The organism is Thioalkalivibrio sp. ALMg11 (genome assembly GCF_000377905.1).
GTDB lineage: Bacteria > Pseudomonadota > Gammaproteobacteria > Ectothiorhodospirales > Ectothiorhodospiraceae > Thioalkalivibrio.
Map to the genome: position 1 here is coordinate 391,738 of NZ_KB898872.1, position 12,121 is coordinate 403,858.

At 66.0% G+C, this 12,121-nt stretch carries 12 protein-coding genes and 1 tRNA gene; all 13 read right to left on the reverse strand.

Features of this window, described 5'->3' with window-relative positions; genetic code table 11:
• Positions 1 to 10: 10 nt before the first annotated feature.
• Positions 11 to 1,075, reverse strand: coding sequence for an NADH-quinone oxidoreductase subunit NuoH (gene nuoH, locus D578_RS0104525; protein WP_018948789.1), 1,065 nt, complete (start codon positions 1,073 to 1,075; stop codon positions 11 to 13).
• 12 nt (positions 1,076 to 1,087) lie between these two features.
• Positions 1,088 to 3,487, reverse strand: a complete 2,400-nt coding sequence (gene nuoG, locus D578_RS0104530; RefSeq protein ID WP_018948790.1) for an NADH-quinone oxidoreductase subunit NuoG — start codon at positions 3,485 to 3,487, stop codon at positions 1,088 to 1,090.
• Positions 3,488 to 3,520: 33 nt separating this feature from the next.
• Positions 3,521 to 4,801, reverse strand: a complete 1,281-nt coding sequence (nuoF, locus tag D578_RS0104535; protein WP_018948791.1) for an NADH-quinone oxidoreductase subunit NuoF — start codon at positions 4,799 to 4,801, stop codon at positions 3,521 to 3,523.
• Between the two features lies 1 nt (position 4,802).
• A complete protein-coding gene (gene nuoE / locus D578_RS0104540; protein ID WP_018167902.1) occupies positions 4,803 to 5,333 on the reverse strand; it encodes an NAD(P)H-dependent oxidoreductase subunit E in 531 nt (176 codons plus the stop codon).
• Positions 5,333 to 6,586, reverse strand: a complete 1,254-nt coding sequence (locus D578_RS0104545; RefSeq protein ID WP_018948792.1) for an NADH-quinone oxidoreductase subunit D — start codon at positions 6,584 to 6,586, stop codon at positions 5,333 to 5,335. Before D578_RS0104545 ends, nuoE begins: the two co-directional genes overlap by 1 nt.
• Positions 6,579 to 7,298, reverse strand: a complete 720-nt coding sequence (locus D578_RS0104550; RefSeq protein ID WP_018948793.1) for an NADH-quinone oxidoreductase subunit C — start codon at positions 7,296 to 7,298, stop codon at positions 6,579 to 6,581. The genes D578_RS0104545 and D578_RS0104550 overlap by 8 nt, the downstream gene beginning before the upstream one ends.
• Before the next feature lie 17 nt (positions 7,299 to 7,315).
• A complete protein-coding gene (locus D578_RS0104555; RefSeq protein ID WP_012982122.1) occupies positions 7,316 to 7,792 on the reverse strand; it encodes an NADH-quinone oxidoreductase subunit B family protein in 477 nt (158 codons plus the stop codon).
• The gene (locus tag D578_RS0104560) at positions 7,783 to 8,139 is read right to left on the reverse strand and encodes an NADH-quinone oxidoreductase subunit A (protein WP_018146236.1); all 357 of its coding nucleotides are present in this window, start codon (positions 8,137 to 8,139) and stop codon (positions 7,783 to 7,785) included. The genes D578_RS0104555 and D578_RS0104560 overlap by 10 nt, the downstream gene beginning before the upstream one ends.
• Before the next feature lie 265 nt (positions 8,140 to 8,404).
• A tRNA-Leu gene (locus D578_RS0104565) sits at positions 8,405 to 8,489 on the reverse strand.
• 22 nt (positions 8,490 to 8,511) lie between these two features.
• Positions 8,512 to 8,895, reverse strand: a complete 384-nt coding sequence (gene secG, locus D578_RS0104570) for a preprotein translocase subunit SecG (RefSeq protein ID WP_018948794.1) — start codon at positions 8,893 to 8,895, stop codon at positions 8,512 to 8,514.
• On the reverse strand, positions 8,892 to 9,659 hold the full coding sequence (gene tpiA, locus D578_RS0104575) for a triose-phosphate isomerase (RefSeq protein ID WP_018948795.1): 768 nt from the start codon (positions 9,657 to 9,659) through the stop codon (positions 8,892 to 8,894). Before tpiA ends, secG begins: the two co-directional genes overlap by 4 nt.
• Before the next feature lie 145 nt (positions 9,660 to 9,804).
• Positions 9,805 to 11,145 (reverse strand): phosphoglucosamine mutase, encoded by a 1,341-nt coding sequence (gene glmM, locus D578_RS0104580; RefSeq protein WP_018948796.1) that lies wholly within the window; start codon positions 11,143 to 11,145, stop codon positions 9,805 to 9,807.
• Positions 11,145 to 12,032: a dihydropteroate synthase gene (gene folP / locus D578_RS0104585; protein ID WP_018948797.1), complete on the reverse strand. Its 888-nt coding sequence runs from the start codon at positions 12,030 to 12,032 to the stop codon at positions 11,145 to 11,147. Before folP ends, glmM begins: the two co-directional genes overlap by 1 nt.
• Between the last annotated feature and the right edge of the window lie 89 nt (positions 12,033 to 12,121).

The window sequence follows — 12,121 nt, forward strand, 5'->3', positions numbered from 1 at the left end:
CACGAACTCCTCATGCGAACCACGGGCCGACGTTGAAGGCAACCAGCACGCCTTCAACGAACAGCCATACGATGGTCACCGGGATCAGCACCTTCCAGCCCAGCCGCATGATCTGGTCATAGCGATAGCGCGGGAAGGTGGCGCGGAACCACAAAAAGGCAAACAGGAACACGGCCGTCTTGAACAGGAACCAGTGAATCCCGTGATCCAGCAGTGCCCCGATCACCGGCCAGTCGAATACGGCGGCCGGCAGGATGCCCTGGAACGGCGACAGCCAGCCACCCAGGAACAGGATCGCGGTCAGGGCCGAAATCAGGATCATGTTTGCGTATTCGGCCAGGAAGAACACCGCGAACGCCATGCCCGAGTACTCCACGTGGAAGCCGGCCACGATCTCGGACTCGCCTTCCGCCACGTCGAACGGGGCTCGGTTGGTCTCCGCGATACCGGAGATGAAGTACACGAAGAACATTGGCAGCAGCGGCAGCAGGAACCAGTGGTACATGCTCCCCGACTGCGCCTCGATAATGCCGCCCACGTTCAAGGTGCCGGCGGCCATCAGCACGCCCACCAGGGCAAAGCCCATCGCGATCTCGTAGGAGACCAGTTGCGCAGCCGAGCGCAGCGAGCCCAGCAGCGCATACTTCGAGTTTGAGGCCCACCCGGCGATGATGATGCCGTACACGCCAAGCGAGGTCAGGGCCAGCAGATACAGCAGGCCGGCGTTCACGTCCGCCAGGGCCCCGCCGTCGAAGAACGGGATCACTGCCCAGGCGGCAAGGGCCGGCGCAATCGTGAGCACCGGGGCACTGAGGAACAGGAAGCGGTTGGCGTTGGTCGGGAGGATGACCTCCTTGGTCAACAGCTTCAGGGCGTCCGCGATCGGCTGCAACCAGCCGCGCGGGCCCACCCGGTTCGGGCCGATCCGCACGTGGGCGTAGCCGATCACCTTGCGCTCGGCGAAGGTCGTGTAGGCCACGGCCAGCATCAGCGGAATCACGATCAGCTGAATGCCGATCAGGATCTGCATGACCGTCGGCAGGCTGTAGAAGAGGTTCATCATCCAGTCGAACATGTCTTAAGTCCCTCAGGCCCGCGCCAGCGTGACCGTGGTGTTCGGCAGGCCGAGGGCCCCCATGGCCGCGGAACCCGCAAAGGTCACGGCCAGGCCCGGCGGCACCGAATCGTCCAGCAGCAGGGTCACCTCCGTCTCGGCCTTGCCCTGGTGCAGCCGCACGCGAGTGCCATGGGCGTGCCCGCCGGCAGACTCGGGGTGCACCAGCACGCTCTCGGCCAGCAGCCCCTCGGGGCTGGACTGCAGCGGCTCGGCCCGGCGCACCAGCGGATCACCGCTGTAGAGCGCGGCCGCCTGCACGCGGTACAGCCCATCGCCGGTACCGGCCTCGGGAAGCTCCACAATGACCTTGTTCAGGTTCACCCCGGTATCGAAGCTGGCGTTGGCCAGTTGGCCCTTCAGCTCATCGCGCACCGCGGGCGAATCCAGGTAATCGAAGCCGCTTTGGTCGAGCAGATTGCCCAGCACGCGCCAGACCTTCCAGCCCGGACGGGCGTCGTCCGGGGCACGCGAGGCTGCGCGGAAGCTCTGCCAGCGCCCCTCGGCGTTCACGAAGGTCCCGGATTGCTCAAAGCTCGTGGTGATCGGCAGCAGCACGTCCGCCACGGCCTCCAGTTCAGGTGTGGCGAAGCTGTTCAGGGCGACCACCAGACCGGCACGCTCCAGAGCTGCCTGGAAGGCCGCCGGATCGGCCCCATCGCGGCCCGGCTCGAGCCCGGCGATCACGAATGCATCGCGCCCCTGCTCGAGCATCTCGGCGGCATTCGCACCGGCGACATCCAGCTCCGCGCCACCCGGACCGCGATGCGGCAGGACCCCGGCCAGCCAGGCGCCCGCGGCATTCGCGCCCTGCGGCAGGTACCCCAGGCTGGCACCGGTATGTTTGGCGATCCAGCCCGCAAGGGCCCGCAACGTGGCGAAGGCCGGCCCGTTGATTGCTGCAGCGCCCAGCAGCACATGGCCCTGCTTCGCGTCCAGCAGCGCACGGGCGGCAAGCTCGAAGGCTTCCCGCGTCTCGCCGTCGTCCGTCCCGGCCGCCTTGACGATCTTCTCCAGCTTCTTCGGTAGCGACTTGCCGGCCGCGGCGAGTTGCCCGGCGATCCCGGCTAGCGCCAGGACCTGGTCGTGCTCGTCACCGACCAGCTGGGCCTGCACCGGATAGGTCAGCTCCAGCAGCATGTCGTTGATCAGGCTGACCTGCGCCCCGCGCGAGGCCGCCTTGCGCAGGCGGTGCGCGATCAGCGGCTGCTCGCGGCGCGGGTTGCTGCCGACCAGCAGCACGGCGTCCGCGTTTTCCAACTCGCCGATCGCGGCGCCCAGATAGGGGAACAGCGGGGCTGCTGCCTCGTCGCGGAAATCGCGCTGATTGACGCGGTGATCGATGTCGGTCACACCCATGCCGCGCAACACTTTCTGCGCCAGGTAGTGTTCTTCCAGCGAGAGCGCGGGCGAGAGCAACCCGCCTACGCGCGCCGGGGCAACTTCCTTCAGGCCCTCGACGACGTAGCTCAGCGCGGTCTCCCAGGAGACCTCCTGCCACTGGCCGTCGACCTTGATCCGCGGGCGGGTCAGGCGATCTTCGGCGTACAGACCGGTGTAGCTGAAGCGATCCCGGTCGGAGATCCAGGTCTCGTTGACCGCGTCGTTCTCGCGCGGGACCACGCGCATCGCGCGGCCGTCGTCGGTATGCAGGAACAGGTTGGAGCCGACCGCGTCATGCGGGGCAATCGTCGCCGCCTGCGAGTATTCCCAGGCACGCGCGCTGTAGCGCGACGGCTTGGCGGTCAGCGCACCCACCGGACACAGGTCGATCACGTTGCCGGAGAGCTCGTGGGCCACGGTCTTTTCGACGTAGGTGCCGATGCGCAGGTGCTCGCCGCGTCCGGTCGCACCCAGCTCGCGCACCCCGGCGATTTCCTCGCCGAAGCGCACGCAACGGGTGCAATGAATGCAACGGGTCATCTCGGTCTCAATCAGCGGACCGATATCCTTGTCCTTCACCACGCGCTTGGCTTCGGTGTAGGTGGACACGCTCTCGCCGTAGCCCATGGCCACATCCTGCAGCTCGCACTCGCCGCCCTGATCGCAGATCGGGCAATCCAGCGGGTGGTTGATCAGCAGGAACTCCATGGTCCCCTTCTGCGCGCGCAGCGCCAGAGGGGACTGGGTGTACACCTTCATACCGTCCATCACCGGCGTGGCGCAGGCCGGCAGCGGCTTGGGCGCCTTTTCCACCTCAACCAGACACATACGGCAGTTGGCCGCCACCGACAGCTTCTTGTGGTAGCAGAACCGCGGAATGCGGATATCGGCATCATCGGCGACATCGATGAGCATGGCGCCCTTGGGCGCCTCCACCGTACGGCCGTCAATCTCGATGCTGACCAGATCTTGTTTCTGATCCTGACTCATGCTCGATTCCTGATGCGATGGCGCGGTAGAGCGTCAGGCGGCGTCTGCCACCGGGCTCCGGCCGTGCTGGATGTAGTATTCGAATTCGTGGCGGAAGTGCTTGACGAAGCTGCGCACCGGCATGGCGGCGGCGTCGCCCAGGGCGCAGATGGTATGGCCCTCGATCTTGCTGGCCACATCGTCCAGGCGTTCCAGGTCCTCGGGACGCCCCTGCCCCTCGACGATGCGAGTGAGCATGCGGTAGAGCCAGCCCGTACCCTCGCGGCACGGCGTGCACTGTCCGCAGGACTCGGAGAAATAGAACCGCGAGATACGCTGCAGGGACTTCACCATGTCGGCGGTCTCGTCCATCACGATCACCGCCCCGGAACCCAGCATGGAGCCGGCATGGGCGATGGAATCGAAGTCCATGTTGGCCTTCATCATCACGTCGCCGGGTACCACGGGAACGGACGAGCCGCCCGGGATCACCGCCTTCAGCTTGCGTCCGTTAAGCACGCCGCCGGCCATCTCCAGCAGATCCTTGAACGGAGTGCCCAGCGGGATCTCGAAGTTGCCCGGCTTGTTCACCTGCCCGGACACCGAGAACAGCTTCTCGCCCCCGGACTTGGGCACACCCAGATCCGCGAACCACTGGCCACCGTTGCGGATGATCGACGGGATCGAGGCGAGCGACTCGGTGTTATTGATCGTGGTCGGCTTGCCGTACAGGCCGTAGTTGGCCGGGAACGGGGGCTTGAAGCGCGGCTGGCCCTTCTTGCCTTCCAGCGACTCCAGCAGCGCAGTCTCCTCGCCACAGATATAGGCACCGGCGCCCAGCGACGGATGCAGATCGAAGTCCACCCCCGAGCCGAAGATGTCCTTGCCGAGGTAGCCGGCCTCGTAGGCCTCCTGCAGCGCGGACGTGAAGCGGGTGTTCACCTCGTCCATGAACTCGCCGCGCATGTAGTTGTAGCCCACCGTCGCGCCGATCGCATAGCCGGCGATCGCCATGCCCTCGATCAGCGCATGCGGGTTGTACATGAGGATCTCGCGATCCTTGCAGGTACCCGGCTCGGATTCGTCCGAGTTGCAGACGATGTACTTCTGCCCGGGGCTGTTGCGCGGCATAAACGACCACTTGAGACCGGTCGGGAAGCCCGCGCCACCGCGGCCGCGGAGGTTGGAGGTCTTGACCTCCTCGATCACGTCCTCGGGGGCCATCTTGCCCTTGTAGACCTTTTCCAGCGCCTGATAGCCACCGACGCTCTTGTAGGTCTCGAGCGCGGCGGCGTCGTCCAGGTAACGCGTGGCAAAGCAGATCTGGTTGGCCATGCTACTTCTCCAGACCGTCGAGGATCTCGTCGACCCGCTCGGGGGTGAGATTCTCGTAGTACTTGTGGTCCACCTGCATCATCGGGGCGCCGCAGCAGGCTGCGAGGCACTCCTCTTCCAGCTTCAGGTAGAACTTGCCGTCCGGTGTGCTCTCGCCGCGCTTGATGCCCAGACGTTTCTCGAGGTGCTCGATGATCGGCTCGGCGCCGCGCAGCATGCAGGAGATGTTGTCGCACACCATGATGGTGTGCTTGCCCACCGGCTCCAGTTCGTACATGGAGTAGAACGAGCCCACCTCGTATACCGCGATCGCCGGAAGCCCGAGATAGTCGGCCACTGCGTCCATCTTCGCAGTGGAGAGGTAGCCGTCCTCGTGCTGCACCGCACGCAGCGCGCCCAGCACGGCCGAGCGCTTCTGATCCTCGGGATAGCGCGCCAGCCAGGCGTCGATCTCTTCGCGCTCGTGAGCGCTCAGCTCGACCTTCTTCGCGGCGTGCTTGTGGAAGGCAACAGTTTTCTGTTCGGCAGCCATCAGCGGTCGATCTCCCCGAATACGATGTCCTGCGTCCCGATAATGGCGACCACGTCGGCCAGCATGTGGCCGCGCGCCATCTCGTCCAGCGCGGACAGGTGCACAAAGCCCGGCGGACGGACCTTCAGACGATACGGTTTATTGGAACCATCCGAGACCAGGTAGACCCCGAACTCGCCCTTCGGATGCTCGATCGCGGCGTAGGCCTCGCCTTCCGGCAGGCACATGCCCTCGGTGAACAGCTTGAAGTGGTGGATCAGGGCCTCCATGTCGGCCTTCATCTCCTCGCGCTTTGGCGGGGTGATCTTGTGATCCTCGAGGAGCACCGGGCCCGGATTCTGGCGCAGCCAGTCCACGCACTGGCGAACGATGCGATTGGACTGGCGCATCTCCTCGATGCGCACCAGGTAGCGGTCGTAACAATCGCCGTTCGTGCCCACCGGGATGTCGAAGTCGAGACGGTCGTAGACCTCGTAGGGCTGCTTCTTGCGCAGGTCCCACTCGATTCCCGAGCCGCGCAGCATCGGACCGGTGAAGCCCAGCTGCTTCGCACGATCCGGATCGACCACGCCGATCCCGACGGTGCGCTGCTTCCAGATGCGGTTGTCGGTCAGCAGGGTCTCGTACTCGTCCACGCAACCCGGGAAGCGCTCGGTAAACGCCTCGATGAAGTCCAGCAGCGAGCCCTGACGGATCTTGTTCAGGTCATCCACCACGTCCTGGGACTTCCAGGAGGACGGCTGGTACTTGGGCATGCTGCCCGGCAGGTCACGGGCGACCCCGCCGGGGCGGTAATAGGTCGCGTGCATCCGCGCACCCGAGACCGCCTCGTAGCAGTCCATCAGGTCTTCGCGCTCGCGGAAGGCGTACAGGAACACCGCCATCGCGCCGATATCCAGCGCATGGGCTCCCAGCCACATCAGGTGGTTCAGGATGCGGGTGATCTCGTCGAACATCACCCGGATGTACTGGGCGCGCAGCGGGGCCTCGATGCCGAGCAGCTTCTCCATCGCGAGCACATAGCCGTGCTCGTTGGCCATCATGGACACGTAGTCCAGGCGGTCCATGTAGCCGATCGACTGGTTGTACGGCTTGCTCTCCGCGAGCTTCTCGGTGCCGCGGTGCAGCAGGCCGATATGCGGGTCGGCGCGCTGCACCACCTCGCCGTCCATCTCCAGCACCAGGCGCAACACGCCGTGGGCGGAGGGATGCTGCGGCCCGAAGTTCAGGGTGAAGTTGCGAATCTCAGGCATTCTCGGCTCCTTCGCCCGGCTTCTGGCCCTCGCTGTAGCGATGGTCGTCGCGGATCACCTTGGGCACCAGCACGCGCGGCTCGATCGTCACCGGCTGGTACACCACACGTGCCTGCTCGGCGTCGTAGCGCATCTCGACATGCCCGATCAGCGGGAAGTCCTTGCGGAACGGATGCCCCACAAAGCCGTAGTCGGTGAGGATGCGTCGCAGGTCCGGGTGTCCGGAGAACAGGATGCCGAACAGGTCGAAGGCCTCGCGCTCGAACCAGTTGGCGGAGGCCCAGACCTCCACCAGCGATTCGACCTCGGGGAATTCCTCGTCGCTCAGCCAGGCACGCATGCGCACGCGGCGGTTATGTTCGAGCGACAGCAGGTGGGCCACCACGGTGAACCGCGGGCCATCCCAGTTGGAATCTTCCGGAGCATCATCGAAGGTGAAACGCCCGGAGGTGGCCGCTTCGACACCGCGGGAGAAACCCGTATTGGTGGCGGAGTCGGTGCCCCATTCGTCCTGCCCGTATTCGAGGTAGTCCACCCCGCACAGGTCGATCAGGATCTCGAAGCCCAGGGCATCACGCAGCTTCACGCCCGCCTCGCGCCAGGAGCCCGGCACGATATCGACGGTGATCTCGTCGTTCGCCTCGTGCAGGCTCTCCAGGGCATCGCCCAGTTCCGCCCGCAAGGCGTCGGTCCAGTTGTCTTGTTCAGCCATCTGCTACCCCGGGTGCGTCAGCGCGCGATCGTGTTCGTGCGCCGGATCTTGTTCTGCAGCTGGATAATGCCGTAGAGCAGTGCCTCCGCCGTCGGCGGGCACCCCGGCACGTAGACATCCACCGGCACGATGCGGTCGCAACCGCGCACCACCGCGTAGGAGTAGTGGTAATACCCGCCGCCGTTGGCACAGGACCCCATGGAGATCACCCAACGCGGCTCCGGCATCTGGTCGTAGACCTTGCGCAGGGCCGGCGCCATCTTGTTGACCAGCGTGCCGGCGACGATCATCACGTCCGACTGGCGCGGGCTCGGCCGGAAGATAATCCCGAAGCGGTCGAGGTCATAGCGCGCGGCACCGGCATGCATCATCTCCACCGCGCAGCAGGCGAGACCAAAGGTCATCGGCCAGAGAGACCCGGTGCGGGCCCAGTTGATGAGCTTGTCCGCCGAGGTGGTGACGAAGCCCTTCTCAAGAACGCCTTCTATTCCCATTCCAGCGCCCCCTTCTTCCACTCGTAGATGAAACCGACGACCAGAATGACAAGAAACAGGGCCATCGCAAGAAGCCCGAACAGGCCAATGGTGTCTAGCGACACGGCCCACGGGAAGAGAAACGCGATCTCGAGATCAAAGATGATGAACAAGATCGCGACCAGGTAGAAGCGGACATCGAATTTCAGCCGCGAATCCTCGAAGGCCTCGAAACCGCACTCGTAGGGCGAATTCTTCGCCGCGTCCGGCTTGTGCGGACCCACGGCCATACCGACCACCAGCGGCACGACGCCGATCACGATGCCTACTGCGATGAACAGCAGGATGGGTAAATAACCTTCCAGCATTTCTCTCTCCCGTACGCCGCCTCTGGCGGGCAGGTTCGCGGGGCGTCGCGTGGATCGAGCGCGCCGGCGAGCCGTTCAGCGTTGCTGGTTGAAAGCGCGGGTACGACTCGGTCACGCAGAGACGCGGCAGAGCCGTACACCGGGCACGGAGTCTAGGTGATGCCCAAAAACGGTGTCAAGTAGTCGTAATTTTATAAGATGCTGTTTTTATTGTTATTTACCCCGGGCGAGAACGGATGCTCAGCGGCCCGGGCCAACGAGAATTTGGTGCAGATGGTGGGACTCGAACCCACACGGCTTGCGCCACTACCCCCTCAAGATAGCGTGTCTACCAATTCCACCACATCTGCCAATTCGTACAGGTACTGGGCCTCAATCGGGCACGTCGGCCGGCCGACCGGATTGTGGGCTGCTGCCACCCGGGGGCTCCTGCCCCGGGAGCACTTCGGCCGGGAGGTCCGGCGGACCATCGCCCTCTTCTTCCATCGCCTCCATCTGGTCCAGCAGGCTCTCGGCCTCCGGGCTGGATGCAGCCAGATACGCAAGCGTCAGGCTGTTGAGGAAGAAGAGCACCGCCAGCACGGCGGTCGAGCGGCTCAGGAAGTTGGCCGACCCGGCCGCCCCGAACACCGTCGCCGAAGCGCCGCTGCCGAAGGCCGCGCCAGCATCGGCGCCCTTGCCGTGCTGCATCAGGATCAGCGCGATCAGGCCGAGCGATACCGCGACCTGGACCACCAGGAGCAGGCCATAAATCATGCCGCGACCTGCTCGCCCGCGGCGCGGGCAATGGCGGAAAAGGCGTCAGCATCCAGCGAGGCACCGCCGATCAAACCGCCGTCGATGTCATCGAGCGCCAGGAGGCCGGCCGCATTGTCGGCCTTCATGCTGCCGCCGTAGAGGATACGCAGATCGGCTGCGACCCGCGGGTCGCGTCCCGCAACGCGGTTGCGGATGAACGCATGCACTTCCTGGGCTTGTTCCGGCGTGGCGGTCAGACCGGTCCCGATCGCCCAGACCGGCTCGTAGGCGATCACAGCGCGGTCGAAGGCCTCGACCCCGGCCGCGTCCAGGACGGCGTCCAGCTGCTCGGTTACCACGCTTTCGGTGCGTCCGCCTTCACGGTCGGCCTTCTGCTCGCCCACGCACAGGATGGGGATCAGCCCCGCGGCCTGCGCCGCAACGAACTTGGCGGCCACCCAGGCGCTGTCCTCGTTCTGGCGTTCGCGGCGCTCGGAATGCCCGACGATCACATAGCGGCAACCCGCCTCGGCCAGCATGGAGCCGGCCAGTTCGCCGGTGTAGGCGCCCTTTTCCTGATCGGAACAATCCTGGGCGCCGACGGCGATAGGACCACCCGATAGGTCGTTCGCGATCTCGGCGAGGTAGACCGCCGGCGGACAGACCGCCACGTCCACGCCACGGATGTCACCCAGGCTGCCCTTAAGGGCGGACAGGAGCGCGCGGTTCGCGTCCCGCGAACCGTTCATCTTCCAGTTTCCGGCGACCAGCGGCGTACGCATGCGGATCTTCCTCCTGCGATCGGCCGAACCCCGCAGATATACGGGGTCCGATCATGATGATTAGAGCGGCGGGATGTTACCGGCGCACCGGTAGCAAATCAACCAAGCTGTCGCGGGGCGCGCAGGCGAGGCTTCGTGGCGACGATCAGATCGCCGCCCGGATGCTGTCCGCGATGCGCTCGGCCGCCGAGCGGGTCTCGTCGGCATCTTCGCCCTCGACCATCACCCGCACCAGGGGCTCGGTACCGGAGGGACGCAGCAGGACCCGACCACGCTGGCCGAGCTGATCCTCCACCGCGGCGACCTCGGCGCGCACCGGCTCGGCCTCCAGGCAGCCGGCCGCGGCACCGCTGACGGGCACGTTGATCAGGCACTGCGGCAGCTTGGGAATGGCCGCTGCGAGCGCCGAGAGCGGCTGGCCGGTGCGGTGCATCAGGTGCGCAACCTGCAACGCCGCCACGGTGCCGTCGCCGGTCGTGGTGTGCTCCAGGCAGACAATATGCCCCGATCCCTCGCCGCCCAGGGTCCAATCGCGACGGCGGAGCTCCTCCAGCACATAGCGATCCCCGACCTTCGCACGCACAAACGGGATGCCGGCGGCCCCCAGGGCCTGCTCCAGCCCCAGGTTGGTCATCAGGGTCCCGACCACACCGCCGTCGAAGCCCCCGGCCTGTTGCCGCGCCAGCGCCAGGATCCCGAGGATCTGGTCCCCGTCCACCACGGTGCCGTCGGCATCGGCCAGGATCACCCGGTCGCCGTCGCCGTCGAGCGCGATCCCGAGATCTGCCCCGGTCGCCCGTACCTGTTCGGCGACGTTCCCCGGATGCAGGGCGCCGACCCCGTCGTTGATGTTGTAGCCGTCCGGACTGGCCCCGAGGATCTCGACCTGTGCCCCCAGCTCCTCGAACACGTGCGGGGACACGTTGTAGGTCGCACCATGGGCACAATCGATGACGATCTTCATCCCACGCAGCTCGGAACGCGCCGGGATCGCGCTCTTGCAGAACTCGACATAGCGTCCGGCGGCATCCTGGATGCGCACGGCCTTGCCCAGACGCGCACTGTTGATTGGCTGTGCTGGCTGGTCCAGACGCGCCTCGATGGCGGCCTCGGTCGCATCCGGCAGCTTGTCGCCCTCGGGGGTGAAGAACTTGAACCCGTTGTCGTGGAACGGGTTGTGCGAGGCACTGATCACGACGCCCGCGGTGGCACGGAAGGTATGCGTCAAGTAGGCGATGGCCGGGGTCGGCATCGGTCCCAGCAACGCGACGTCCAGCCCGGCGGCGGACAGCCCGGCCTCCAGCGCCGACTCGAACATGTAGCCGGACACGCGCGTGTCCTTGCCCACCAGGACCGGCCCCTGGCGGTGGCCGTTCTCGCCCAGCACCTCGCCCACGGCATACCCGAGGCGCAGCGCAAACTCCGGCGTCATCGGCCAGTCGCCGGTGCGCCCACGGATGCCGTCGGTTCCGAAATACTTGCCCATCAGTTCCCTCGATTGTCCTGTCCGTCGCCACCATCCGGTCGCAACGCTGAGTATAGCGCCAGGGCATCACGGGTCGCCGAGACATCGTGCACACGCAGGACACGCGCACCGGCCTGTACCGCCAACAGGGCCGCCACGGCACTGCCGGGATCCCGCCCAGCGACCGGACGGTCATCCAGCAGCTGACCGATCATCGACTTGCGCGAGACGCCCACCAGCAGCGGCAAGCCGGAGGCCGCCAGGCGCGGCAGGCCGCGAAACAGCGCGACGTTGTGCTCCAGGGTCTTGCCGAAGCCGAAGCCCGGATCCAGCAGGATCTGGCCGCGCGGCACGCCGCCACGCAACAGCTCCGCCACCCGTTGGTCGAGGAAGGCACGCACCTCGTCCACCACATCATCGTAATGCGGTGCCCGCTGCATCGACTGCGGATCACCCTGCATGTGCATCGCGCAAAGCGCTACCCCATGCTCGCGCGCCGCCTCCATCGCGACCGCCAACGCCCCTTCGGCGCGAAAGCCGTTCACGTCATTCAGCAGCCCGGCACCGACGGCAACCGCCTCGCGCATCATCTCCGGCTTCATGGTGTCCACGGACAGCGGAACGCCCAATTCCGCGCGCAGGGCCTCGATGACCGGGAGCACCCGCTGACGCTCCTCCTCCAGCGCCACCGGCGCCGCACCGGGGCGAGTGGATTCGCCGCCCACGTCAAGGATCGCTGCCCCCTCCGCGACCATGGCGCGGGCGCGCGTCAGCGCATCCTCCACCTGCGCGTACTGGCCACCGTCGGAGAACGAGTCCGGGGTGACGTTCAGAATCCCCATGATGCGCGGCTGCCCAAGGTCCAGAGCGTGGTCCCCGCATTGCAGTACCGGTGCGTCAGTCGGCACGGTCGGCGTTCTCCTGTTAGTACCCAACGAAAAAGGCCGCCAGGAAGAGGGCCTGGCGGCCTGTGGCAGCGACCAGACCCAAGCCCGGT

Bases quoted from the DNA above. Each gene is read 5' to 3' on its own strand.
- nuoH (WP_018948789.1), bottom strand. From the start codon at position 1,075: ATGTTCGACTGGATGATGAACCTCTTCTACAGCCTGCCGACGGTCATG.
- nuoG (WP_018948790.1), bottom strand. From the start codon at position 3,487: ATGAGTCAGGATCAGAAACAAGATCTGGTCAGCATCGAGATTGACGGC.
- nuoF (WP_018948791.1), bottom strand. From the start codon at position 4,801: ATGGCCAACCAGATCTGCTTTGCCACGCGTTACCTGGACGACGCCGCC.
- nuoE (WP_018167902.1), bottom strand. From the start codon at position 5,333: ATGGCTGCCGAACAGAAAACTGTTGCCTTCCACAAGCACGCCGCGAAG.
- D578_RS0104545 (WP_018948792.1), bottom strand. From the start codon at position 6,586: ATGCCTGAGATTCGCAACTTCACCCTGAACTTCGGGCCGCAGCATCCC.
- D578_RS0104550 (WP_018948793.1), bottom strand. From the start codon at position 7,298: ATGGCTGAACAAGACAACTGGACCGACGCCTTGCGGGCGGAACTGGGC.
- D578_RS0104555 (WP_012982122.1), bottom strand. From the start codon at position 7,792: ATGGGAATAGAAGGCGTTCTTGAGAAGGGCTTCGTCACCACCTCGGCG.
- D578_RS0104560 (WP_018146236.1), bottom strand. From the start codon at position 8,139: ATGCTGGAAGGTTATTTACCCATCCTGCTGTTCATCGCAGTAGGCATC.
- secG (WP_018948794.1), bottom strand. From the start codon at position 8,895: ATGATTTATGGCCTGCTCCTGGTGGTCCAGGTCGCGGTATCGCTCGGC.
- tpiA (WP_018948795.1), bottom strand. From the start codon at position 9,659: ATGCGTACGCCGCTGGTCGCCGGAAACTGGAAGATGAACGGTTCGCGG.
- glmM (WP_018948796.1), bottom strand. From the start codon at position 11,145: ATGGGCAAGTATTTCGGAACCGACGGCATCCGTGGGCGCACCGGCGAC.